At 42.8% G+C, this 24,946-nt stretch carries 21 protein-coding genes and 1 riboswitch; all 21 genes read right to left on the bottom strand.

Annotated features, from left to right (window positions below):
- Window positions 1–7: 7 nt before the first annotated feature.
- The gene (gene ptsP, locus DWY31_RS11005) at window positions 8–1,645 is read right to left on the bottom strand and encodes a phosphoenolpyruvate--protein phosphotransferase (RefSeq protein WP_118520553.1); all 1,638 of its coding nucleotides are present in this window, start codon (window positions 1,643–1,645) and stop codon (window positions 8–10) included.
- Between the two features lie 48 nt (window positions 1,646–1,693).
- A complete protein-coding gene (locus DWY31_RS11000; RefSeq protein WP_118520551.1) occupies window positions 1,694–1,951 on the bottom strand; it encodes an HPr family phosphocarrier protein in 258 nt (85 codons plus the stop codon).
- Between the two features lie 59 nt (window positions 1,952–2,010).
- A complete protein-coding gene (locus DWY31_RS10995) occupies window positions 2,011–4,143 on the bottom strand; it encodes a PTS transporter subunit IIABC (protein WP_118520549.1) in 2,133 nt (710 codons plus the stop codon).
- 640 nt (window positions 4,144–4,783) lie between these two features.
- Window positions 4,784–7,399 (bottom strand): bifunctional acetaldehyde-CoA/alcohol dehydrogenase, encoded by a 2,616-nt coding sequence (gene adhE, locus DWY31_RS10990; protein WP_118520547.1) that lies wholly within the window; start codon window positions 7,397–7,399, stop codon window positions 4,784–4,786.
- 205 nt (window positions 7,400–7,604) lie between these two features.
- Window positions 7,605–8,561 (bottom strand): tRNA dihydrouridine synthase DusB, encoded by a 957-nt coding sequence (gene dusB, locus DWY31_RS10985; RefSeq protein ID WP_117538314.1) that lies wholly within the window; start codon window positions 8,559–8,561, stop codon window positions 7,605–7,607.
- Between the two features lie 2 nt (window positions 8,562–8,563).
- The gene (locus DWY31_RS10980) at window positions 8,564–9,337 is read right to left on the bottom strand and encodes a type III pantothenate kinase (RefSeq protein WP_021860213.1); all 774 of its coding nucleotides are present in this window, start codon (window positions 9,335–9,337) and stop codon (window positions 8,564–8,566) included.
- Window positions 9,338–9,346: 9 nt separating this feature from the next.
- Window positions 9,347–9,676 carry a DUF6145 family protein gene (locus DWY31_RS10975; protein WP_021860214.1) on the bottom strand — a complete coding sequence of 110 codons (330 nt, stop codon included), beginning with the start codon at window positions 9,674–9,676 and terminating at the stop codon, window positions 9,347–9,349.
- A 38-nt stretch (window positions 9,677–9,714) separates the two neighbouring features.
- Complete coding sequence (locus DWY31_RS10970; protein ID WP_021860215.1) at window positions 9,715–10,695, bottom strand: biotin--[acetyl-CoA-carboxylase] ligase; 981 nt, start codon at window positions 10,693–10,695, stop codon at window positions 9,715–9,717.
- Between the two features lie 17 nt (window positions 10,696–10,712).
- Window positions 10,713–11,705 carry an ornithine carbamoyltransferase gene (gene argF / locus DWY31_RS10965; RefSeq protein WP_021860216.1) on the bottom strand — a complete coding sequence of 331 codons (993 nt, stop codon included), beginning with the start codon at window positions 11,703–11,705 and terminating at the stop codon, window positions 10,713–10,715.
- A gap of 55 nt (window positions 11,706–11,760) precedes the next feature.
- A complete protein-coding gene (locus tag DWY31_RS10960; RefSeq protein WP_021860217.1) occupies window positions 11,761–12,693 on the bottom strand; it encodes an SPFH domain-containing protein in 933 nt (310 codons plus the stop codon).
- Between the two features lie 5 nt (window positions 12,694–12,698).
- The gene (locus tag DWY31_RS10955; RefSeq protein ID WP_118520545.1) at window positions 12,699–13,142 is read right to left on the bottom strand and encodes an NfeD family protein; all 444 of its coding nucleotides are present in this window, start codon (window positions 13,140–13,142) and stop codon (window positions 12,699–12,701) included.
- Window positions 13,143–13,339: 197 nt separating this feature from the next.
- Window positions 13,340–14,143, bottom strand: a complete 804-nt coding sequence (locus DWY31_RS10950; RefSeq protein ID WP_021860219.1) for a TrmH family RNA methyltransferase — start codon at window positions 14,141–14,143, stop codon at window positions 13,340–13,342.
- Window positions 14,144–14,234: 91 nt separating this feature from the next.
- Entirely contained in the window at window positions 14,235–14,924 is a 690-nt protein-coding gene (locus DWY31_RS10945; protein WP_021860220.1) for a response regulator transcription factor, read from the bottom strand.
- A complete protein-coding gene (locus tag DWY31_RS10940) occupies window positions 14,917–16,413 on the bottom strand; it encodes a HAMP domain-containing sensor histidine kinase (RefSeq protein ID WP_118520543.1) in 1,497 nt (498 codons plus the stop codon). Before DWY31_RS10940 ends, DWY31_RS10945 begins: the two co-directional genes overlap by 8 nt.
- A gap of 77 nt (window positions 16,414–16,490) precedes the next feature.
- On the bottom strand, window positions 16,491–17,678 hold the full coding sequence (gene metK / locus DWY31_RS10935) for a methionine adenosyltransferase (RefSeq protein ID WP_021860222.1): 1,188 nt from the start codon (window positions 17,676–17,678) through the stop codon (window positions 16,491–16,493).
- A gap of 162 nt (window positions 17,679–17,840) precedes the next feature.
- Window positions 17,841–17,939: riboswitch (SAM riboswitch) on the bottom strand.
- Between the two features lie 75 nt (window positions 17,940–18,014).
- Window positions 18,015–19,307: a UDP-N-acetylglucosamine 1-carboxyvinyltransferase gene (locus tag DWY31_RS10930; protein WP_021860223.1), complete on the bottom strand. Its 1,293-nt coding sequence runs from the start codon at window positions 19,305–19,307 to the stop codon at window positions 18,015–18,017.
- Between the two features lie 170 nt (window positions 19,308–19,477).
- Window positions 19,478–19,993, bottom strand: coding sequence for a shikimate kinase (locus tag DWY31_RS10925; protein ID WP_118520541.1), 516 nt, complete (start codon window positions 19,991–19,993; stop codon window positions 19,478–19,480).
- A 268-nt stretch (window positions 19,994–20,261) separates the two neighbouring features.
- Window positions 20,262–20,690: a hypothetical protein gene (locus DWY31_RS10920; protein ID WP_021860225.1), complete on the bottom strand. Its 429-nt coding sequence runs from the start codon at window positions 20,688–20,690 to the stop codon at window positions 20,262–20,264.
- 78 nt (window positions 20,691–20,768) lie between these two features.
- Window positions 20,769–22,472: a [FeFe] hydrogenase, group A gene (locus DWY31_RS10915; RefSeq protein WP_021860226.1), complete on the bottom strand. Its 1,704-nt coding sequence runs from the start codon at window positions 22,470–22,472 to the stop codon at window positions 20,769–20,771.
- Window positions 22,473–22,483: 11 nt separating this feature from the next.
- A complete protein-coding gene (locus DWY31_RS10910; RefSeq protein WP_118520539.1) occupies window positions 22,484–24,352 on the bottom strand; it encodes an NADH-quinone oxidoreductase subunit NuoF in 1,869 nt (622 codons plus the stop codon).
- A gap of 1 nt (window position 24,353) precedes the next feature.
- Window positions 24,354–24,827, bottom strand: coding sequence for a complex I 24 kDa subunit family protein (locus tag DWY31_RS10905; protein WP_117538307.1), 474 nt, complete (start codon window positions 24,825–24,827; stop codon window positions 24,354–24,356).
- Between the last annotated feature and the right edge of the window lie 119 nt (window positions 24,828–24,946).

The following is a 24,946-nucleotide window of genomic DNA, read 5'->3' as shown; positions in this document are numbered from 1 at the left end:
ACTATTCCTAGTCTAACATATATCCTTCATATTCACAAATCTGTTTTCGAAGTTTTAACACCATAGACGGTGCTACGGAAAGTTCATCCACGCCAATTTCCATAAAAGTATCCGTCAATTCCAGATCTGCGCCAAGCTCACCGCAGATTCCAACCCATTTTCCATGTTTGTGCGCATTTTCTGTCACCATTCGGATCATACGGATAATTGCCTTGTGATGGGCATTATAAAAATCATCCAGCTTTGCATTCTGACGGTCGATTGCCATCGTATACTGCGTCAGATCATTCGTTCCGATACTGAAGAAATCAACCATCTGCGCCAGTTCATCGCTGACCATCACTGCTGCCGGTGTTTCAATCATAATTCCCTGTTCCGGAATCTGATATGGAACTCCCTCTTTTGTCAATTCGTTTTCTACTTCTTTTACAATTTTCTGGATTTTGGCAACTTCCTCTTCCGATATAATCATTGGATACATCACAGACAAGTTCCCATATACCGCTGCGCGAAGAAGTGCACGAAGCTGTGTTTTGAAGATTTCCGGCTGTTTCAGGCAGATACGGATGGCACGATATCCCATTGCCGGGTTTTCTTCTTCACCCAGTCCAAAATAATCCACCTGTTTATCTGCTCCAATGTCCAGTGTACGGATAATCACTTTCTTTCCCGCCATTGTCTGTAATACCTGACGGTATGCACGAAACTGCTCTTCCTCCGTCGGAAAATCTTCTCTTCCCAGATACAAAAACTCACTCCGGAACAGGCCAACACCTTCTGCATCATTTTCCAGTACGGAAGGAATATCGCCCACGTTTCCGATATTTGCATACAGATGTACTTTTTTTCCATTTTTCGTACAGGTTTCTTTTCCTTTGTATTTTTGCAGAAGTGCTTCTTTTTCCTCTTCCTCCTGCATCTTTTCCTTTGCAGCCGCACACTGTTCTTCTGTCGGCTCTGTAATAAATGTTCCTGCAAACGCATCCAGGACAGCGGTCATTCCATTTTCCAGTTTATCCAGATCCATTTCTGTTCCGATCATTGCCGGAATATTCATCATTCTCGCAAGAATTGCCGTATGGGAATTGGAAGAGCCATGTACAGTTACAAATCCAAGAATTTTCTCCTTATCCAACTGCACGGTCTCACTCGGCGTAAGATCATCTGCAACAATAATAGATGCTTCCTCTCCTGCTTCCATTCCTATGCTGTTTCCATTTAAATTCTCAACCAGACGATTAGAAATATCTTTGACATCCGCAGCTCTTGCCTGCATGTAATCATCATCCATTGCCGCAAACATCTCTGCAAAATTATCACCTGTCACTGCGACGGCATAAGAAGCACTGACTCTTTCTGTACGGATCATATTGCGGATGGCATCCTGATAATCTTCATCTTCCAGCATCATCTGATGCACTTCAAAAATTGCCGCACTCGCTTCGCCAACCTCACTTAATGCTTTTTCATATAAATGCTGAAGCTGTTCTTTCGATGTTTCAACTGCTTCTTCTACTTTTTTAATCTCCGATTCCGGATCCCCTGCTTTTTCTCTTTTTACCTGTACATCCTGTTTTTTAAGGACTGTAACCGGTCCAAGGGCAATGCCCTTGAATACCGGTTTTCCTTTATATTCCTGTGCCATAGTTTTTACCTCAACGATATTTTCCACTCTTTTGCATTCTGCAAACTTTTACAGATTTGCCTCCAAAAATGCTTTGATTCCATCTGCTGCCGCTTCTTCATCCGGTCCTTCTGCTGTCACACGTACTTCCTGTCCGCATTTGATTCCCAGTGCCATTAAAGCCATCAATCTTGTGACTTCTGCAGATTTTTCATCTTTGTAAATCGTAATCTTACTTTCGTATTTTTTTGCCTCTTTCACAAGCATTCCTGCCGGTCTTGCATGGATTCCCTGTTCGTCTTTTACTGTGTACATAAATTCTTTCATTTGTTTAATCTCCTTTTTTCATTTTTCTTTATATAATGTTGGATCCTCCAACGGGTTTCTTAATATCTGTCTATTGCAAATAATGGTTCTCCGGCTTTGATCGCGCCTTCTGCCAGAAGTCTTACCTTGTCATTATCTTCCAGTTCTGTACAAAGGACCGGCGAACACAGAGACGGGGCATGTGCTTTCAGAAAATCAATATCAATTTCCATCAGTTTTTCGCCCTTTTTCACTTTCTGTCCATTTTCTACAAATACCTGGAAGCCTTCACCGTTCAGGCTTACTGTATCAATTCCGATATGAAGCAATAAAGATAAGCCACTGTCAGTTAAAAATCCAATTGCATGTTTCGTATCAAATACAAACACGACTTCTCCGTCCTCCGGCGCAACAATCTGCGCATTTTCCGGTGTCACAACTGCTCCATCTCCCATCATGCGTCCGGCAAATCCTTCATCCGGTGCAGTAGACAGGTCGGCTGCCAGACCTGTGATCGGACTGGACACGATAATTGTCTCTTTTACTTCTTTTGTTTCATTTTCTGCAGTTGTATTTTCTTCTTTTGTTACAGCAACTTCTTCTGCCTGCGGAACGATTTCTTCGTCCGGTGCTGTTTCTAAATAGTCTTCAAAGTTTGACTTGATCACTGTAACTTTCGGTCCGTAAATGATCTGCACTCCATTTCCTTTATGAACCACTCCGGAAGCTCCTGTCGCTTTCAAAATGCTATCCTGTACAAGCTCCGGTTTATAAACTGTGCAGCGAAGTCTTGTCGCACAGCAGTCTACGTCAGAAATATTTTTCTTTCCACCAAGTCCTACAAGAATTCCTTCTGATACTGCATCCTCTGGATTTGCTGCTGCACCTTCTTTTCTTGCGTTGACATCTGCTCTCGTATAAAGCTTTACTTCTTCCACATCGTCACGTCCCGGTGTTTTCATATCCATTTTCTTGATCAGGAAACTAAACAAGAAATAATAAACGATAAAATATCCAACTCCGACGATCACGATCCAGATCCAGTTTGTCTTTTCATTTCCCTGTAAAATTCCAAACAGGAACATATCGATCAGTCCACCGGAGAATGTCATTCCGACACCGACTTTAAAGACGTGCATCAGCATATAAGCAAGTCCTGCGAATACACAGTGAATTCCATACAGCACCGGTGCAACAAATAAGAATGTAAATTCCAGTGGCTCTGTAATTCCTGTCAGCATAGAAGTCAGGGCTGCGGATAATAATAAACCTGCAACTGCTTTCTTCTTTTCCGGTTTTGCTGTCTTATACATTGCAAGCGCGGCTCCCGGCAATCCAAAGATCATAAGTGGGAATTTTCCACTCATAAATCTTGTCGCAGATACTGCAAAATGTTTTACAGACGGATCTGCAAGCTGTGCAAAGAAAATATTCTGTGCACCTTCGATAGTTTTTCCAGCCACCTCTAATGTTCCGCCTACAGCAGTCTGCCAGAATGGAAGATAGAATACATGATGCAATCCAAACGGGATCAGCAGACGCTCCATAAATCCGTAAATCCATGTTCCTGCATATCCGGATTTCAAAACAAGATCTCCGATGTGGTAAATACCAGACTGGATCACCGGCCATACAAAGAACATTAAAATTCCGACTCCTACATAGACCAGACCGGAAATGATCGGTACAAATCTCGTTCCGCCAAAGAATGATAACACTTGCGGAAGTTCGATCTTATAAAAGCGGTTATGCAGCGCCGCAACTCCAAGCCCTACGATAATTCCACCGAACACACCCATCTGCAGGGAAGTGATTCCACATACATCTGCAACTGCTCCTTCTAACATCGCGTCTGCTCCACCGTTTGCCGTAATCAGCGCCCCGATGGAAGCGTGCATGATAAAAAATGAGATTACAGATGCAAGTGCTGCAACTTCTTTCTCTTTCTTTGCCATACCGATTGCAACACCCATTGCAAAAATCACCGGCAGATTCGTGAAAATAATATTTCCGGCTGCACTCATAACCTGCAGGATCAAGTTCAGCACCGTACCCGGTCCCATAATCTTCATCAGTCCATACGTTTTCAACATTGTTTCATTGGTGAACGATCCACCAAGCCCGAGCAGCAGTCCCGCTACCGGAAGAATTGCGATCGGAAGCATGAAGGATCTTCCTACTCTCTGCAAAACTCCGAAAATTTTGTCTTTCATAGTTTTTCTTCTCCTTTAGTTTCTTGTTATAGTGTATCCGTTTTTAACATTTATATAGGAGAATTCTCCGCTTCGCGCGAGTGGACATCTTTTCAGAGAGGTTTATGCAAGAAAAACAAAGTATCATATATACAGCAAAAAAAAGACATTACCCCTACATAAATATCAAAATACTTATGCACAGTTAATGCCTGCTTACTCAGTTACACACCATGTATGCCATATTTATAACATATCAAAAAAAGAAAGTCAAGATGTAAATTTTATAGAAATCACATACAAAATTTACATCCTGACTCACCTTTGTTGTACTGCGCACAGCTTTGGCGTGCTCATAATTTGTGGTATCCAGCTTCTTCTCTGTTTTCTTTACAGATAGTTCATAAGAAGTCGCCTCCTGTCAGGAACGGCAGCGGATGTAAAGGACTTCACCGGCGTTGACTTTCTGCCATAAAATTGGCGCTGTCCCTCAGCCTTACAGTTAAAACTGACGCTCCGGTCAGCGGCAGGTATATGTCAATTATAGCAACACAGCACGGCCTTGAAAAGTAAAGAAAGCCGGAATATGAATTTTATAGAAATCACATACAAAATTCACATCCCGGCTGACTACCGTTATTTGTTCTTATTTACTACAGTTTTATTTACCATAGTAGCATTTCAGATACATTTCTTTGATCTCTTTCATCAGTGGATATCTTGGGTTAGCTGCTGTACACTGATCGTTAAATGCCTGCTCTGTCATCTCATCTAATGTATCAAGGAAGTATTTCTCATCGATACCATAGTCTTTGATCGTCTTCTTGATACCGATCTTCTCTTTGAGTACTTCCAGTTTTGCAAGGAAGTTTTCAAATACTTCTTCATCTGTATTTCCCTGGCATCCTGCGAAACGTCCAAGCTCTGCATAGCGGGCAAGTGCGTGTGGATACTGGTACTGAGAAAATGTTCCCATCTTTGTCGGTACTTCTGCTGCATTATATCGCATAACTTCTGTTAAAATAACTGCGTTTGCAACACCGTGTGGCAGATGGTGGAACGCTCCTAATTTATGAGCCATTGAGTGGTTCAGTCCAAGGAATGCATTTGCAAATGCCATACCAGCCATGCAGGAAGCATTTGCCATATGTTCTCTTGCAATCGGATCATTTGCTCCGTTTTCATAAGCAGATGGCAGGTTTTCAAATACCATTTTCACTGCTTTCATAGCAAGACCATCAGTATAATCTGTTGCCATGATAGATACATATGCCTCGATCGCATGTGTCATAACATCAATACCGGATGCACTTGTCAGTCCTTTTGGAGCTGTCATTGCATTGTCAACATCTACGATTGCCATATTCGGAAGCAGTTCGTAGTCAGCAATCGGCCATTTTACACCAGTCTCTGCATCTGTGATGATCGCGAAAGGTGTCACCTCAGATCCTGTTCCAGAAGATGTAGGAATTGCTACGAAATATGCCTTCTCTCCCATTTTCGGGAATGTAAATACTCTCTTACGGATATCCATGAAATCCATTGCCATGTCTTCAAAGTTTGCTTCTGGATGTTCATACATCACCCACATAATCTTTCCGGCATCCATTGCAGATCCACCACCGAGTGCGATGATTGTATCCGGCTCAAATGCGCGCATCTGGTCTGCACCTTTCTGTGCACACTGTAATGTCGGATCCGGTGCTACTTCATAGAAGCATGTGTGCTGAATTCCCATCTCATCCAGTTTCTTTTCAATCGGTTTTACATATCCATTTTTATATAAGAAGCTGTCGGTTACGATAAATGCTTTTTTCTTATGCATTACGGTTCCAAGTTCATCCAGTGCTACCGGCATACAGCCTTTCTTAAAGTATACTTTCTCAGGTGTTCTGAACCACAGCATGTTCTCTCTCCTCTCAGCTACCGTCTTAATGTTGATCAAATGTTTTACGCCTACGTTCTCTGATACAGAGTTTCCACCCCATGAACCACATCCAAGTGTGAGGGACGGAGCAAGTTTGAAGTTGTACAGATCACCGATTCCACCGTGTGAAGATGGTGTATTAATAAGGATTCGGCATGTCTTCATTGCTGCTGCATGCTTTGCAATCTTTTCTGTCTGTGCCGGATGCACATATAAAGAAGCTGTATGTCCATATCCACCGTCAGCTACAAGCTGAGCTGCTTTTCCAAGTGCCTCATCAAATGTCTTTGCTCTGTACATTGCGAGTACCGGAGATAATTTCTCGTGTGCAAATTCTTCTGAAATATCAACGGATTCTACTTCACCGATCAGGATCTTTGTATTTTCCGGAACTTTTACACCTGCCAGTTTTGCAATCTCGTAAGCAGACTTTCCAGGGATCTTATTGTTCAATGCGCCGTTGATGATGATTGTCTTACGAACTTTATCAAGCTCTTCGCCTGGTTTCAGGAAATAACATCCACGGTATGCAAATTCTTTCTTTACTTCATCATAAATGCTGTCCAGTACAGTTACAGACTGCTCAGATGCACAGATCATACCATTATCAAATGTCTTAGAATGAATGATGGAGTTTACTGCCATCCTTACATCTGCTGTGTCATCAATAATAACCGGTGTATTACCAGCTCCAACTCCGAGTGCCGGTTTGCCGGAAGAATATGCTGCTTTTACCATTCCAGGTCCGCCGGTTGCAAGAATAATATCTGCATCTCTCATAACGGTATTCGTCAGCTCCAGTGAAGGTGTATCGATCCATCCGATGATTCCTTCCGGTGCTCCTGCTTTCACTGCCGCATCCAGAACAACTTTTGCTGCTGCAATTGTAGATGCCTTAGCTGCCGGATGTGGACTAATGATGATTGCATTTCTTGTCTTCAAGCAGATCAGTGTTTTGAAAATTGCTGTTGATGTCGGGTTTGTTGTAGGAATAACTGCCGCAACCAGTCCGATTGGTTCTGCAATCTTCTTAATTCCATATGCTTTATCTTCTTCGATCACGCCACAGGTTTTTGTATTCTTGTATGCGTTATAAATATATTCTGCTGCGTAATGGTTTTTAATAACCTTATCTTCAACGATTCCACGACCTGTTTCTTCGACTGCCTGTTTCGCAAGAGGGATACGCATCTTATTGGCTGCCATTGCTGCTTCGAAGAAAATCTTATCAACTTGTTCCTGCGTGTATGTAGCAAAGATCTTCTGTGCTTCTCTCATCGCTTTCATTTTTGCTTCAAGAGTTTCCACGCTATCAATGATTGTTGGTACTGTCTCTTTTTTCTTTGCCATCTTCTGATCCTCCTGTAAATGGTATATGTGATTTCTTTCTATGTTTCATACTATACATACTCGTTAATATTTTGTCAATTACTTTTGGTATTTTTTTAACATATTTGTTAATTTTTAAACAATCGCTTCGAAAAGCAATAATTTTCAGGAGGATTTTTGTATATATTTACCACACTATCAATGCGGTGTAATAAAGTAGCTATCATTATTTGATCTTCTCATAAAGAAGTGCTTCCAATTCTTCGTAAGATTCTGTCCGGTTGATTTCATCTCTTAATTTGGATGAGCCTTTCATTCCTTTCGTATACCAAGCAACGTGTTTTCGCATCTCGCGGATACCGATAAAGTCACCCTTGTACTCCATCTGAAGTCTCGCATGTCTTAGCATTGTCTCGCGAATCACTTCCGGCGAAGGACGTTCCGGCAGTTTTCCAGTCTTTTCGTATTCCAGAAGTTCTCTGAAAATCCATGGATTTCCCTGGGCGCCTCGTCCGATCATTACGCCATCACAGCCGGTTTCTTCCCGCATCCGGATTGCCTGCTCTCCGGTTGTCACATCACCGTTTCCGATAACCGGAATAGACACTGCTGCTTTAACCTGTCTTATAATATCCCAGTCTGCTTTTCCGGAATAATACTGCTCTCTTGTTCTTCCATGTACGGCTACTGCTTTTGCTCCTGCTTCTTCTGCAACTTTTGCAATCTCCACTGCATTAATATGCGCATCGTCAAATCCTTTTCTGATCTTCACTGTCACAGGTTTCTTTATTGCTTTTGCCGTCTTTGACACAATCTCATAGACAAGCTCCGGTCTTAACATAAGTGCAGAACCTTCTCCGTTCTTCACGATCTTCGGTACCGGGCAGCCCATATTGATATCCAGGATCTGAAATGGAAGTGGTTCGATCATTTTCGCGATCTCACTGATGATATCCGGCTCCGATCCGAACAGTTGCAATGAAACCGGATATTCTTCCGGATGAATCGCCAATAAAGTCTTTGTATTTTTATTCTTATATTGCAGTGCTTTCGCACTGATCATCTCCATACATAAAAGCCCTGCCCCCTGCTCTTTGCAGAGCAAACGGAAGGGCAGGTCTGTAACCCCCGCCATCGGTGCGAGGATATATGGATTTTCAAGCTTTACTTCTCCAATCTTCATGCTTAACGTTTCCTGTTCTTTTGATAAATAATATGAAGTCCTTTTAAAGTCAGCTGAGGATCATACACATCAATCGTATCTGTCTCTGCAGCAATGATTTTTCCAAGTCCTCCGGTCGCAACGACTTTTGCATTCTCATAACCAGACTCTTTTTTCAACTGATTGATGATATATTCTGTCTGTCCGATCTGTCCGTAGACCAGACCGCCCTGCATTGCCGAAATCGTCTCTTTCGCCAAAATAGATGCCGGTTTCTTAATCTCGATCGCCGGCAGCATATCTGCCTCACCCCACAATGCCTGCGCGGAAGTGCGGATTCCCGGAGCAATCACACCTGCTTCAAATGTGCCATCTGCTCCGACAATATCATACGTTGTCGCTGTTCCAAAATCTACAACAATAACAGGTCCTCCAAATAATGTATATGCTGCAACCGCATCCACGATACGATCAGCCCCTACCTGTCTCGGATTCTCTGTAACGATACGGATTCCGGTCTTAATTCCTGCTGAAACGACCATCGGTTTTACGCCAAAATATTTAATAATTGCGCTTCCTAAAGAATGCATGATATCCGGAACTACAGAGGCGATAATTACGTCTGTAATCTGTTCGCCTTCAATTCCATGTCTTTCCACCAATTCACGCAATGTGATTCCATATTCATCTGATGTACGCGGCTGTTTTGCCTTCATACGGAAAGTACCGGAGATCTTGTCTTCCGAAAAAATGCCGAGTGTAATGTTTGTATTTCCCGCATCTATAACTAATAACATATTTTCCTCCTACAGCTCTTCTCCCAGGAAGAACACTTTGTAATATAACTGCAGCGACTGCAGTAATTCCTGTTTTTCTCTCTGAAGCTGTTTGATTTTCAACTGGCTTCCAATATCATCAAACATCGGATCTCCCTCTTCAGATGTCACTTCAAAACACAACTCTCCGTTTTCTTCATAGACCAGTGTCAGTATGCCACCTACGTCGTGTACATATAACACACACATGATTTTCAGTTCGTCTTTGATATGATCCGGTAGTCCTGAAAAATCAGGATTCAGATAATATTTTTCTTCATAAGAATTTGCCCCACAAAGGACGATTTTCTCTTCGTACATAATACCTCCGCTATTTTACAACAGTTTGTCCCGGCTGTCTATACATATCCGTAGATTCCTCGCACAGACACTTCTCCGGCATAGATTTCACGCTCAGTGCCATCCGGCAGAACTACGATCAGCTCACCGGTATCGTTAATTCCTTTTGCGTGTGCTTCATATGCTCCCGCCGGATCCAATACCCGCACATCCCGGTCACGATTAACCAGACACGCTTCATATGCCTCCCGGATTCCGGACAAATCTTCCCGCTGCACAAACTGTTCATAATATTGTTCAAATCTTTCCATAACCGTCGCAATAACTCCGGCACGCTTTACAGGCTTACCCGTCTCCACCTTCAAAGATGTTGCCGTCTCTTTGATCTCATCCGGAAATGTTTCCTGATTGACGTTGATCCCGACTCCGATCACAACATAATTGATATAATCAATTTCCGTACTCATCTCCGTCAGGATTCCGCAGATTTTCTTCTTATTCAGTACGATGTCATTCGGCCACTTGATTCCCGCGTCCACACCAAGCGCATCCCTGATTCCATCTGCTACCGCAAGCGCCATTACAAGTGTCAGCATCGGTGCTTTCACCGGCGGTATCTCCGGTCTTAATAAAATAGTCATGGAAACACTGTTCCCAGACGGTGACTCCCAGCCACGTCCGCGTCTTCCTTTACCGGCAGTCTGTCGATCTGCGACAAACAGTGTACCGTGTACTTCACCTTTCTCACCCGCCGCTTTCGCCTGATTATTTGTGGAATCCGTCTCGTCGTAGTAAACAACCTGTCTGCCCGCCCATTTTGTCGTAACCAGACTTTCAATTTCTGCTTTTGACAAAACATCCGGACTATCTAGAAGGCGGTAGCCTTTATTGCGTACCGCCTCAATCGTGTAACCTTCTTTTTTTAACTGTTCCATTACTTTCCAGACTGCAGTCCTTGACACCTGAAAATGATCACAAAGCTGCTGCCCGGATATATAAGAGCTGCTCTCTTTCAGCAGTCGTAAAATCTCTGCTTTCATCTTATCGCTCCGACTTTCTATCTCTCACCAAGTGTTGCAACCATAACCGCTTTGATCGTATGCATACGGTTCTCTGCCTCATCGAATACCTTGGACTGTGAAGATTCAAATACTTCATCTGTTACTTCCATATCTGTAAGACCATATTTTTCATAGATTTCTTTACCGATTTTGGTCTTCAGATCATGGAATGCAGGCAGGCAGTGCAGGAAGATTGCTTTCTCTCCGGCATTATCCATTACTTCCTTCGTAACTTTATATGGTGACAGTTCTTTGATTCTCTCTGCCCATACTTCATCCGGTTCACCCATAGATACCCACACGTCTGTATAAATAACATCTGCACCTTTGGTTCCGGCTTTTACATCCTCTGTCAAAGTAATGGTTCCGCCGCTTTCTTTTGCATAACCTCTGCATGTTTCAACAAGCTCTGCATCCGGGAAATATTTTTCAGAAGTACATGCTGTAAAATGCATTCCCATCTTCGCACACGCAATCATCAGAGAGTTACCCATGTTATACCTTGCATCGCCCATGTATACAAGATGGATATTTTCCAGTGTTCCAAAATGCTCACGGATCGTCAGCAGATCTGCCAGCATCTGTGTCGGATGATACTCATTTGTCAGGCCATTCCATACCGGCACACCTGCATGTTTTGCCAGTTCTTCTACACGTTCCTGACCGAATCCACGATATTCGATACCATCAAACATTCTTCCGAGTACTCTTGCTGTATCTTCAATACTCTCTTTCTTGCCAATCTGGGATCCACTTGGATCCAGATAAGTGGTTCCCATTCCCATGTCATGTGCCGCCACTTCAAAAGAACATCTGGTTCTTGTACTTGTCTTTTCAAAAATAAGCGCAACATTCATGCCTCTGTATTTATCTACCGGAATTCCTTTTTTCTTCTTATCTTTCAGATCTGCTGCCAGATCCAGCATGTAGGTAATCTCTTCCTTTGTAAAATCTTTCAGTGTTAAAAAATGTCTGCCTTTTAGGTTCATCCTTCGTGTCCTTCTTTCCTTATTGTCCAGTCAGCCTTTTTGGCCGTTGTTTATTTTATTTATCTTTTCCACCAATCTCTGTCATGGACTTCACCAGTCCTGCCATGCCCTGGATCTCGGATGGAATAATAATCTTGGTTGCTTTTCCGTCCGCTGCCTTCTCAAATGCTTCCAGGCTCTTCATTGTCAGCACGGCTTCATCTGCTCCTGCTTCTTTCAGGAAACGAATACCGTCTGCATTCGCCTGCTGCACCTTTAAGATTGCTTCTGCTTCACCTTCTGCTTCACGGATCATCGCTTCCTTCTGTGCCTCTGCTTTCAGGATTGCTGCCTGTTTCTCTGCTTCCGCATCAAGGATTGCCGATTCTTTATGACCTTCTGCTACCAGAATTGTTGACTTCTTCTCACCTTCTGCACGCAGGATTGCTTCACGTCTCTCACGCTCTGCTTTCATCTGTTTCTCCATTGCGTCCTGAATAGCTGCAGGTGGTATGATATTTTTCAGCTCTACACGATTTACTTTAATTCCCCATGGATCTGTTGCCACATCCAGGGAAGCACGCATCTTCGTATTGATCGTCTCTCTGGAAGTCAATGTCTGGTCAAGTTCCAGATCACCGATAATATTACGAAGTGTCGTTGCTGTCAGATTCTCAATCGCCATGATCGGATTGGCAACTCCATAACAGAACATCTTCGGATCTGTGATCTGATAAAACACAACTGTATCGATCCGCATCGTTACATTATCTTTTGTAATAACCGGCTGTGGCGCAAAATCTACAACCTGTTCTTTCAGATCAACACGTCTTGCCACACGGTCAAAAATCGGAACTTTAAAATGAAGTCCCGTACTCCATGTTGCCTGATAAGCCCCCAGTCTTTCGATTACAAGTGCCTCTGCCTGTCTGACAATCTTCACACAGGATATAATAAGCATCACAACAATCAATATTAATATTGCTAAAAAAATCGTATTTAATGGCATCTTCTTTACTCCTCCTCTTTTCTTCTCTCTCTGACAATAAGCTTCACACCTTGGATACCTTCCACTACAACGATCGTATCTTTTGCGATCTTTCCATCCGGTTCGTCTGTCTTTGCCGACCATTCCTGTCCACGGATTTCTACATGCCCTGCTGCCTGCAGTGTATCAATATCTTCTGTCACCAGTGCCTGTTCCCCAATAAGACTCTCAGCGTTCGTCTTCTGCCGCTCTTTATTAAAGTACTTCACGGCAAGTGGTCTTGTAAGCACCAGTAATATAACAGAAACTATGAGAAATGCAACAACCTGCGCAGGCAGACCGAAGCCGATCACTCCGCTCACAAATGCCACCAGCGCTCCGCCGGCAAACCAGATTGTCGTAAGTCCCATAGTCAAGATCTCGATAATTAATAATATTACAAATAATATAAGCCAGTATACAGTCTGCATAAATATTCCTCACTTTGCTCCGTGCTTCGCACTCCCTCAATCTGTCCGATATTCGCATATCGGGGCGAGCCCCAAAGTCTTGCATCCACTTATGAGTAAACTCATGTGGATGCCGGACTTTTTGTCTCTGGTATCATTATCTTACTATATTTTCTCCGATAACGCAATTCTAACTGTCTACTGACTTCCTTATGATTTTATGAATTTTTCTCTGTATTTCTTCTCTGTCTCTTCACTTCAAACATCAATACCGAAGCGGCTATTGCGGCATTTAACGACTCCACCTCTCCGCTCATCGGAATAATGATATAGTGATCTGCCATTTTCGAGGTTTCTTCACGCAGCCCGTTCCCCTCATTTCCAATCAGGAATGCACAGGAGAAAGCATAATCTTCTTCATCATAAGACTTCTCCCCGTCCAGATGCGCCGCGTATACTTTAATCCCGGCATCTTTGATCTTGCGGATTGCCTTCAGGATATCTTCCGCATAATAAAACGGCATCCGGTAAATAGAACCCATCGTTGAACGGATTGTTTTCGGATTGTAAATATCCACACAGTCACGGCTCATGATCACACCTGTTACACCTGCACCTTCTGCAGTCCGCACGATCGTACCCATATTTCCCGGATCCTGCAAATTATCCAGCACTAGCAGATGCCTCTTTTCGCCTTTTAACAGATCCTCCAGCTTATAGGATTTCTGCCGCACAACACAGAGAACACCCTGTGGTGTCTTTGTATCCGATGCATGTGCAAATACAGTATCCGTCAGCACTTCTATGTGCACTCCGGCTTGCCCTGCAATCGCATTTACCAGCACTTTTTCTTTTTTATAAAAAGATTCAGATACATATACTTCCTGTAATTCATCCACCGGCACTTCCCGGAACATCCGGATGCCTTCCACAAGAAATACATGTTCTTCATCTCTTAATTTTCTCTTCTTTTTTAAATTAATCAGTCTTTTAACTTTTCCGTTTGCTGTACTTGTAATCATTCTCTCTGTCCCTTAATAACTATAATATTGAAGCACCCCTGATTATGGTGCCTGCAAATCGCTTTTTACTTCACCTTTTTCACAATAATTGTTATACTTTGAAACGGTATCCGACACCCCAGATTGTCTCGATATACTGAGGGTTGGATGTGTCCATCTCGATCTTTTCACGGATTTTCTTAATGTGCACGGTTACAGTTGCGATGTCACCGACAGATTCCATATCCCAGATTTTCTGGAACAGTTCATCTTTGGAATACACATGATTCGGGTGTGCCGCAAGAAATGACAACAGATCAAATTCTTTTGTTGTAAATGTTCTCTCTTCTCCATTTACCCATACTCTTCTTGCAGTCGTGTCAATCTTAAGTCCTCGGATCTCGATCACTTTATTTTTTTCTGCCATGCTTCCGATCAACCGATCATATCTTGCAAGATGTGCTTTCACACGTGCCACCAACTCGCTCGGGCTGAACGGCTTTGTCATATAATCATCCGCTCCCAATCCCAGTCCACGAATCTTATCAATATCATCTTTTTTTGCTGATACCATAATGATTGGTGTGTTCTTCTCATCTCTGACCTTCCGACAGATTTCAAATCCATCTACCCCCGGAAGCATCAGATCAAGAATCAGAAGATCATATTCTTCCTGAAGTGCTTTCTCAAGTCCACTGTCTCCATCATTTGCAACTTCCACTTCAAATCCGCTCAGTTCCAGATAGTCTTTCTCCAGATCTGCAATCGTCTCTTCGTCTTCAACTATTAAAATCTTACTCATTCAATGGTACCTCCTGATATTTTCTCAAAACAAAATACATCGTTGTTCCTGTGTCTTCTCTGCTGGTTGCCCAAATCTTACCACCATGCTCTTCCACAATCTTCTTAACAATAGAAAGCCCGATACCGCTTCCGCCTTTGGACGAATTTCTCGAAGCATCCGTTCTGTAAAAACGGTCGAAAATATTTGGCAGATCCTTGGCTGCAATTCCTTTGCCGTTGTCTTCCAGTTCAACCTGAATAAAGTCACCGACATCTTTTACACGAAGGTTGATGATCGGTTTTCTTTTATCCATATATTTCAACGAATTATTTACAATATTATGCACAACACGCTTGATCTGTTCCGCGTCTGCAATCACTTTCACTTCTGGATCTACATAATTAAAATATCCAAATTCTACATTTTTCGACTCCAGTTCCAGCGACAAATCTTCTGCACAATCTGTGAAATAATCATTTACAGATATAATATTGAAGTTATATGGAATACGGTTTGTGTCAATCTTGGAATACAATGTCAACTCATTGATCAGTGTATTCATCTCATTCGCTTTATTATAGATCGTGCGGATATATTTGTCCATTTTCTCCGGTGTATCCGCTACTCCGTCCATGATTCCTTCTGCATATCCTTTGATTGCTGTCACTGGTGTCTTAAGGTCATGGGAAATATTACTGATCAGCTCTTTGTTCTCCTTGTCAAACTGAATCTTCTCTTCTGCACTGTCCTTTAACCGCTTACGCATATCTTCCAGATCACTGCAGAGCTGGCCGAGCTCATCATCAGACTCCGGTTTGATCTCAAAATCCAGATTACCTTCTTTGATATTATAAGCTGCCCTCTTCATCTTTGACAACGGACGCATGATTCCGCGGTAGATCCACATGAGCAAAATAAATGCCGTTGCGATTAAAACAATAACAACCACACAGATCAAGTCTACAAAAAGCTCCTCCACTTCTGGTATAACGTTCTTCATGTCTGTAACGATAAATGCGCTTCCTTTTTCTCCACTTCGATATTTAAAATCAATCTGCTTGATCAGTACCTGAGCATTGCCACCCAGATAAAGTCCATTTTTCGCATCGGCATCTGCCTCACCATACTTCGGAAGCTGACGGATCACATATTTTGTTTCCCCACTGTCTGTACCAATGTAAACAATGGTATTTCCTTTTCGCACAAGCAGATAGGCTTTTTTCTTTTCCAGTTTTTTATTTACTTTCTCAAGTCTGGTCGCATCGCCCATCTCTTCCGGATCTTCGGCAATAATCTTCTTTAGTTCTTCATACGGCTTCTCAGTTACTTTTGACAATACCTGCATAGAATTTGATAAGCTCTCCCAGGTTGTATCCGTAACTCCATATGTCTTTTCGATTGAGCTGATCTGATGTCTGCACAGGACTATTCCCATAGTTGTTGTCAATATAATCGGAATCAGCGTAATCGTTAAAAATGCTATCACAAGTCTTGTTCTTATTTTCATAGGAACACCTCCAGACTCAAGTATAGCATGAAAAAAGGCGCTTCACATCAAAGCGCCTGTAAACATTTCTAAAAATTTTATAAATATGCTTTCAGTACATCCACCTTATCTGTCTTTTCCCAGGAGAGGTCGATGTCTGTACGTCCAAAGTGTCCGTAAGCTGCTGTCTGCTTGTAAATTGGTCTTCTCAAATCCAGCATTTTGATAATTCCTGCCGGGCGGAGATCAAAGTTCTCGCGGATGATCTCAACCAGTTTTTCATCAGATACTTTACCGGTTCCAAATGTATCTACCATAATGGAAGTCGGATGAGCAACTCCGATTGCGTAAGAAAGCTGGATTTCACATTTCTTGGCAAGTCCTGCTGCAACAATATTTTTCGCAACGTAACGTGCTGCGTACGCTGCTGAACGGTCTACCTTTGTGCAGTCTTTACCTGAGAAAGCTCCGCCGCCGTGACGTGCCATTCCACCGTAAGTATCTACAATGATCTTGCGTCCTGTCAGTCCACTGTCTCCGTGTGGTCCACCGATAACAAAACGTCCTGTCGGGTTGATAAAGAATTTTGTATTCTCGTCTACCATCTCTGCCGGAAGTACTGTGTCAAATACATATTTCTTAATATCTTCGTGAATCTGCTCCTGTGTCACATCCGGATCGTGCTGTGTAGATAAGACAACTGCATCCAGACGTTTCGGAACATCATTTTCATCATATTCTACTGTAACCTGTGTCTTTCCATCCGGTCTCAGATAAGAAAGCGTTCCGTTCTTCCTTACTTCTGTAAGTTTTCTTGCCAGTTTATGCGCCAGAGAAATCGGATATGGCATCAGTTCCGGAGTCTCATCCGTTGCGTATCCGAACATCATACCCTGGTCGCCGGCTCCGATCGCATCAATCTCATCATCGCCCATTGTATGCTCTTTTGCTTCCAACGCTTTATCAACTCCAAGAGCGATATCTCCAGACTGCTCGTCAATTGCTGTGATCACACCACATGTCTCTGCGTCAAATCCAAATTTTCCTCTTGTATAGCCAATCTCTTTTACTGTATCGCGTACGATTTTCTGAATATCAACATAAGCATTTGTAGTGATCTCACCCATAACGAGAACCATACCTGTCGTTGTTGTTGTCTCACAAGCCACACGGCTCATCGGATCCTGTTCCATCAATGCATCAAGAATCGCGTCTGAAATCTGGTCGCACATTTTATCCGGATGTCCTTCTGTAACGGACTCGGATGTAAATAATCTTTTTTCCATGTCATTCTCCCTTCTACTTTCTCCCGGGACGGGGATTTTCTAGAAAATCCCCGTCCCCTTTTAAAAAAGACCTGTCCCTTTTTATGTTATCCACATAATCATCCACAATGCGAAAAAAACAGTCCACAACAAGTGGACTGTTTATATTCTCATATATCAATCTTCTTATTGTTCGATTACTCGCTCAGGTTGGCACCTTCCCATGATGGGGGTTGCCGCAGCTTCACAGATCCTTTGTACCTCCACTGCTCTGAATAAGAGAAAGTTAGCAATATTTATTATTTTCTTTGTTACCTTATAAGACTTTACACGTTTTAACTGTTCTTGTCAACTGATTTATCCAACTTTTAATTTGAATTTCTGAATTTCTTTCTCAGTTTCTACTTTTTCGATAATACCGCCAAGACCTCTGAGCTTCTCTTCGAATCTCTCATATCCTCTTTGGATATATACAATATCATCTACAATTGTAATGCCTTCTGTTGCAAGTCCTGCAATACAAAGTGCAGCTCCTGCGCGGAGATCCGGTGCACTCACTCTTGCTCCGCTGAACTTCTCAACACCTTCGATAGTTGCTGAGTTGCCTTCCACTTTGACATTCGCTCCCATTCTGGCAAGTTCGTCCAGATATTTGAAACGATTTTCAAAAATACTCTCTGTAATTGTGCTTGTTCCCTTGCAAAGTGCAAGCGTCACACCAATCTGTGGCTGCATATCCGTTGGGAATCCAGGATATGGAAGTGTCTTCACATGTGTACTTGTAAGATCTCCCTTGGATACAACACGCACTGCATCGTCAAATTCTTCTACCTCACAGCCAATCTCTTCCAGCTTGGCAATCGTAGCTTCCAAATGCTTCGGAATGACATTCAATACTGTCACATCTCCTCTGGTTGCCGCTGCCGCAAACATAAATGTTCCGGCCTCAATCTGATCCGGAATAACCGAATACTCTGTACTGTGAAGCTGTCTGACTCCACGAATCTTGATCACATCTGTTCCTGCACCACGAATATTCGCTCCCATGCTGTTCAGGAAGTTTGCCACGTCTACAACGTGTGGCTCTTTAGCCACATTCTCCATAATTGTAAGACCGTCTGCCATCGCAGCCGTCATCATTACATTGATCGTAGCGCCTACACTGACAACATCAAAATAAATATGTTTACCAACAAGCTTCTCAGCTTCTGCCATGATCTTACCATATTCAATCTCTACTTCTGCGCCCAGTGCACGGAAACCTTTCAGATGCTGGTCAATCGGTCTGCTTCCGATATTACATCCTCCCGGCAGTGCCACTTCCGCATGTTTGTACTTTCCGAGCATCGCGCCAAGTAAATAGTAAGATGCACGGATCTTTTTAATATAATCATATTCTATACTGAAATCATGAATGCCTCTTCCGTTGATCGTCACAGTATGACGGTCAATTCTGTTCACTGTCGCTCCGATTCCGGCAATTGCGTCCAGTAATACATTAATATCGTTGACATCCGGAAGATTATCAATCTTAACTGTCTCATCTGTCATGATCGCAGCCGCAAGAATTGCAAGTGCCGCGTTCTTTGCTCCCCCTATTTCGACCTCTCCGACTAACGGATGGCCACCTTTAATAATATACTGTTCCATTAACCACACCTCTATATAATATTGCTGTCTATGATATAAGCATATTGGATATAGCAGTTATGCCCATTTTGTTCTCTTAAAAATCTAAAACAGGAAGACTCCCACTTCCTGAGTCTTTGCTATTATAGCACAAATCCAACATTTGTAAAATATTTTTTAATTTTATGTAATTATTTTGTAACATTTAATCCGTTTTCAAGCACACGAAGAACTTCCTCGATTGTCTCTTCCAGATCCCGTCCTTCCTCACTGATCGTGAGGTCTGCATACCGTTCAAATAATGCGGTACGCTCCTCATACAGATCTTTTAATGTCTGACCGTCTTTTAACACAACACCTCTGTTTTTAGCATTATGGAGTCTGTTACTTATTGTCTCATACGACGTATGTAAATATACGATCATTCCGGTCTCTTTGTAATGCCTCATTGCATTCTCACAATATACAACACTTCCTCCCGGCGAGATAACAGCACGCTCTTCCTGAATCTCCGCATTCACCCGGTCTTCAATCCGCAAGAAACCTTCATTTCCTTCTTCTGCAATAATCTCTTTAAGCAAACGCTTCTCCACTTCCTGGATTACCAGATCTGTATCTACAAACTTATATCCCAGTCTCTTAGCAACAACAACACCGACTGTGCTTTTCCCCGATGCCGGCATTCCGATAAATACGATATTCTTCATATTTTTCATCCTTTAGTCTGTATTTGTTTGAAATCTTTTGATACTTATTACATTTTAATCCTATCCATTTTAACATAAGATTCCTTTTTCGTCCACTTCTTGCTTCAGAATCTACTGCCTTTACAAGATTCGAACTCATTTTTTATCATTTTCTGACCAATTCTACCAATACCGCTCTGCCTGATCTGCCAACGGATACTTTACCATAAAAAATAAGAACCGGAAATCCTTTTATTCCTCCGGTTCTTATTTTGTATAAATTATCTCTTCAGGATACACTCTCATTCAGAAAATAATATTTTCTCTGAAAGTTTCTCCGCTCCTGCCTTCGGCGGCATATCTCCTGACAGGTCATTACCCACACCAGCTCACGAAGCCAGTCATCTTCCATTTTCGTCGGAAGATCATCTGTTTTATCCTTCTGCTTATCTGCAAAGTCGATCTGACCTTTCACATTTGCATAAACACGACCGCATATCATCTGTATTTGCAAACGATCCGGATACTCATCATAAATCATACTGACGTCATATTCCAGCCGGTCGCATTCTGCCTCTACATATGGCAGAATCTTTTTCACTTCGGCCGGATACATACTCTTCATATAAGATACATCCCGGCTGTTTTCCCGCTCCCAGGCTGTATCGATTGGCAGCTGATTTTGATATGCCATATAAAAAGGCAGTTTCTCGCTCATCGGTTCTGCTCCTTCCAGGGAAATTATCTGCTTTATTATATGCATTTTTTCATAAGCTGTTCCCTGAAATCTTTTCTGTTATTCATTTTTTGCGGCTTCAAAATTCCGATGCAGAAGTTTGTGTTCTTTTCCTTTCAGCAAGCCATCGTACAACGTCTGAACCAACGGATTTTCATTGGACTTCTTAATCTGGGTATTCACATCTGAATCATAAAGACCCTTCATTCTTGCTGATTTTGTTCTCGGTCCGGCCGGTACCGGCTGTCCACCACCCATGACACAGCCTCTGTAACATGCCATTACTTCTACGAAATCATAGTGTACTTCCCCGGCCTTGATCCGCTTCAAAAGTGCATCTGCATTTCCGAGACCACTTACGATTGCCGCACGAATGGTTCTGCCGTTGTAATCAAATTCTACTTCTTTCAGGCCTTTCTCTCCACGCACACCGCTGAATTTGATATTATCCATATCTACACGGTTATGTCCTTTACGCAGACGTCTCAAAACCGCTTCGGTCACACCGCCGGTTACACCAAAGATCACTCCGGCACCGGATCCGATTCCAAATGGCATATCTGACGCTTCAATTTCCAGATTCTCAAAACGGATACCAGACTTGCGAATCATGGAAACGAGCTCGGTTGTTGTCAGTACATAATCGATATCCTGCTTACCGTTTGTTGAAGATTCCGGTCGTAAAATCTCATCTTTCTTCGCTGTACAAGGCATAATAGATACAGATACCACTCGTTTTCCGAGATTCTTCTCCGGATCTTTATAATATTCCCGTACTACAGCGCCGAACATCTGCTGTGGTGACCGGCAGGTCGAAAGATTCTCGGCAAATTCCGGATAACGGTTTTCACAATATCTTACCCATGCAGGACAGCAGGATGTAAAGAGTGGCAATTTTTCTCCGGATTCCAGCCGATTCAAAAGTTCTTCCGACTCTTCTATAACTGTAAGATCCGCACCGTAAGATGTATCAAATACTTCATCAAATCCCATACGATGCAGGACATTTACCAATTTACCCATAACATTTTCGCCACGCGGCAGACCGAACTGATCTCCTACTGCCACACGGACTGCCGGTGCGATCTGTGCGATCACTTTGGTATCTTTATCTGCAAGAAGATCCCAGATAACATCCATGTTGGTCTTAATACTGATTGCGCCTGTCGGACATACAACCCGGCATTGTCCACAGTTCACGCAGTCGGTCTCTGCAATTTTCTTATCAAATGCAGGTGTTACCAGCGCTTTTGTTCCTCGATATGCAAAATCAATTGCATTTACTGCCTGCACATTGTCACACATACGTACACAGTCACCGCACAAAATACATTTATTCGGATCTCTCACGATCGCCGGCGAACTGTCATCGATCGGCTGTAATTCTTTCGTATTTTCAAATCGGACATCCATAACACCCATCCGGTGCGCAAGGCTTTGCAGCTGACATTCTCCACTTTTGATACAAGTTGTACAGTCTCTGCAGTGCGCTGCCAGAAGTAACTCCAGAATTAATTTCCGATACTTCATCAGGCGCGGTGTATTTGTATAGATCACCATTCCGTCTCTCGGTGGTTCGGAACAGGATGCAAATGTTTTTCCTTTATCATTTTCTACTGTACATAAACGACAGGCACCATATACAGACAGTTCTGAATGGTAACATAAGGTTGGTATATCAATATCTGCTTTACGAATGACGGTAAGAATATTCGGTTCATCCGTAAATTCTACTTTTCTTCCATCTATAGTCATTACTCCCATGACGTTTCCTCCTATCTGGCAACAGAAATTGCCTTAAACGGACACTGTTCCATACAGGCTCCGCACTTAATGCATTTCTCCTGATTAATGTGATACGGTGATTTCAACTCACCTTCAATTGCTCCAGCCGGACAATTTCTTGCACACTTGGAACACCCTTTACAGATGTCCAGATCAATCTGGAACTGTCTGAGATTTGTACAAACCCCTGTTTTACACTTCTTATCCTCAATATGTTCTCTATATTCTTCTGCAAATGCATTCAATGTACTGATAACCGGTTTTGGCGCACTCTTTCCAAGTCCGCATAACGCGGTACTCTCAATCATATCGGCCAGTTCACGCAACTCATCTATATCTGTCGGTTTTCCATTTCCGGCTACGATTCTTTCAAGAATCTCCAGCATTCTTTTTGTACCTTCTCTGCATGGCACACATTTTCCACAGGATTCTCTCTGCGTAAAGCTCATAAAGAACCGGGCTACTTCTACCATACAGGTATTTTCATCCATAATAACAAGTCCGCCGGAACCGATCATCGCTCCGATCTTCGCCAGCGAATCAAAATCCATCTTGCTGTCCAGCTGTTTCTCTGTCAGACATCCGCCCGATGGTCCGCCGATCTGAACCGCTTTGAACTTTTTACCGTTCTGAATGCCTCCACCGATATCATAAATAACTTCCCGGAGAGTAATTCCCATCGGCACTTCGATAAGTCCTGTGTTTCTTACATTACCTGTCAATGCGAATGCTTTTGTTCCCGGGCTTTCCGGTGTACCGATACCCAGATACCACTCTGCGCCGTTTTGAATGATCATTGGTACATTTGCGTAAGTCTCAACGTTATTTAATACTGTAGGTTTTGCCCAGAGTCCCTGCTGTACTGTACGCGGCGGTTTTACTCTCGGCATACCACGTTTGCCTTCAATAGATGCTGTCAGCGCACTTCCTTCGCCGCAGACAAATGCTCCGGCTCCTCGGTTGATATGTAAACGGAAGCTGAAGTTTGTTCCCAGGATATGATCTCCTAAAATTCCAATCTCTTCCGCCTGATGGATTGCCGTCTCCAGTCTCTGGATCGCGAGCGGATATTCGGCACGGACATAAATATATCCTTCCTGCGCCTGAACCGCATATGCAGCGATCATCATACCTTCGATCATGCGGTGCGGATCACCCTCCATAATACTTCTGTCCATGAATGCGCCCGGGTCACCTTCGTCACCGTTACAGACTACGTAACGAATCTTTTCCTTCTGGGATGCTACCTGTTTCCATTTACGTCCGGTACGGAATCCTGCACCGCCACGTCCTCTTAAATTTGACTCATAAATCATATCGATCACGGATTCCGGTGTCATCTCAAACAATGCTTTTTCTAATGCAGAATATGCTCCGACCACCATCGCTCCTTCGATGTGATCGGCATCGATATGTCCGCAGTTTTTCAATACAAGTCTCGTCTGCTTTGCGTAAAATGGGATCTCTTCCTGTGAAGCATAGACCTGTCCGTCCATATGATATAACAAACGTTCAATCGCTTTTCCTTCGCAGATTGTTTTCTGATAGATCTCTTCACAATCATCCGGCGACACTTTAATATATAAATAATTATGTGGTTCGATTCTCACCAGCGGTCCCATTTCACAGAATCCGTGGCAACCACTCTTCATAACCTTGGTATGTGCAATCTCTGCGCCGAACTCCACCGATACATTCCCGTCATTCTTTGTCAGTTCCAGCATTTTCTGGTAAATTTTATCTGAACCCCCGGCCAGACATCCTGTTCCACCGCAGATCAAAACGCGACATTTCGCACGCTGCCGCTTCTGACATTCAGTACGATATTCTTTTAATTCCGTTCTGTTCTCTATCTTCATGTTATTCTCCTCTCAACTCTTTCAGCAGATCCACTACTTTTTCCGGTGACATCTTAGGATACACAACATCATTTACTGTAATCGCCGGTGCCAGACCACATGCCCCCAGACAGGACACCGTCTCCACAGTAAAATACAGATCGTCTGATGTATGCTTCTTATCATTTAATCCGAGTTCCTTATACAAACGTTCCAGGATCGGAATGGATTTTCTCACATGACAGGCTGTTCCATCACAGACTTTAATGACATATTTGCCTTTCTGCTCGAAAGAAAAATTCTCATAAAAACTTGCCACGCTGTACGCCTTTGCTTCCGTAATCCCGATCTGTTTTGCCACATATGTCAGAAGTTCCGGTGGCAGGTATCTGTACTCCTCCTGAATATCCTGGATAATCGGGATCAATGATCGTTCTTCTCTTGTGTGTCTTGCTATGATTTCATCTGCTTTCTCATAATACGATGTATCTAACATAATATCCTCATCCTCCTTTTTGTTCATTTTCCCCTGATATTGGCTATTTTTTATCAATTTATTGTATATTATATCATAGAAATTATTGATATGTTTATATCAATATCCGATGTCTTCCA

The organism is Dorea sp. AF24-7LB (assembly GCF_003478575.1).
Classification (GTDB): domain Bacteria; phylum Bacillota; class Clostridia; order Lachnospirales; family Lachnospiraceae; genus Dorea_D; species Dorea_D hominis.
The sequence above is the reverse complement of the archived record's forward strand: the minus strand, read 5'-3'. Positions and strand labels throughout refer to the sequence as shown.

Coding starts and splice junctions, on each gene's coding strand:
- DWY31_RS10945 (WP_021860220.1), bottom strand. CDS start 14,924: ATGAGTAAGATTTTAATAGTTGAAGACGAAGAGACGATTGCAGATCTG.
- DWY31_RS10980 (WP_021860213.1), bottom strand. CDS start 9,337: ATGTTATTAGTTATAGATGCGGGAAATACAAACATTACACTCGGCATT.
- dusB (WP_117538314.1), bottom strand. CDS start 8,561: ATGAAGATTGGAGAAGTAAAGCTTGAAAATCCATATATCCTCGCACCG.
- DWY31_RS10940 (WP_118520543.1), bottom strand. CDS start 16,413: ATGAAAATAAGAACAAGACTTGTGATAGCATTTTTAACGATTACGCTG.
- DWY31_RS10910 (WP_118520539.1), bottom strand. CDS start 24,352: ATGAAGATAGAGAACAGAACGGAATTAAAAGAATATCGTACTGAATGT.
- DWY31_RS10955 (WP_118520545.1), bottom strand. CDS start 13,142: ATGCAGACTGTATACTGGCTTATATTATTTGTAATATTATTAATTATC.
- DWY31_RS10920 (WP_021860225.1), bottom strand. CDS start 20,690: ATGAGCGAGAAACTGCCTTTTTATATGGCATATCAAAATCAGCTGCCA.
- DWY31_RS10925 (WP_118520541.1), bottom strand. CDS start 19,993: ATGAAGAATATCGTATTTATCGGAATGCCGGCATCGGGGAAAAGCACA.
- DWY31_RS10905 (WP_117538307.1), bottom strand. CDS start 24,827: ATGTTAGATACATCGTATTATGAGAAAGCAGATGAAATCATAGCAAGA.
- adhE (WP_118520547.1), bottom strand. CDS start 7,399: ATGGCAAAGAAAAAAGAGACAGTACCAACAATCATTGATAGCGTGGAA.
- DWY31_RS10950 (WP_021860219.1), bottom strand. CDS start 14,143: ATGATTACAAGTACAGCAAACGGAAAAGTTAAAAGACTGATTAATTTA.
- DWY31_RS10930 (WP_021860223.1), bottom strand. CDS start 19,307: ATGGAACAGTATATTATTAAAGGTGGCCATCCGTTAGTCGGAGAGGTC.
- DWY31_RS10970 (WP_021860215.1), bottom strand. CDS start 10,695: ATGAAAGCAGAGATTTTACGACTGCTGAAAGAGAGCAGCTCTTATATA.
- metK (WP_021860222.1), bottom strand. CDS start 17,678: ATGGAAAAAAGATTATTTACATCCGAGTCCGTTACAGAAGGACATCCG.
- DWY31_RS10995 (WP_118520549.1), bottom strand. CDS start 4,143: ATGAAAGACAAAATTTTCGGAGTTTTGCAGAGAGTAGGAAGATCCTTC.
- DWY31_RS10960 (WP_021860217.1), bottom strand. CDS start 12,693: ATGCCATTAAATACGATTTTTTTAGCAATATTAATATTGATTGTTGTG.
- DWY31_RS11000 (WP_118520551.1), bottom strand. CDS start 1,951: ATGAAAGAATTTATGTACACAGTAAAAGACGAACAGGGAATCCATGCA.
- DWY31_RS10975 (WP_021860214.1), bottom strand. CDS start 9,676: ATGTACGAAGAGAAAATCGTCCTTTGTGGGGCAAATTCTTATGAAGAA.
- DWY31_RS10915 (WP_021860226.1), bottom strand. CDS start 22,472: ATGGGAGTAATGACTATAGATGGAAGAAAAGTAGAATTTACGGATGAA.
- ptsP (WP_118520553.1), bottom strand. CDS start 1,645: ATGGCACAGGAATATAAAGGAAAACCGGTATTCAAGGGCATTGCCCTT.
- argF (WP_021860216.1), bottom strand. CDS start 11,705: ATGAACCTAAAAGGCAGACATTTTTTAACACTGAAAGATTTTACAAAG.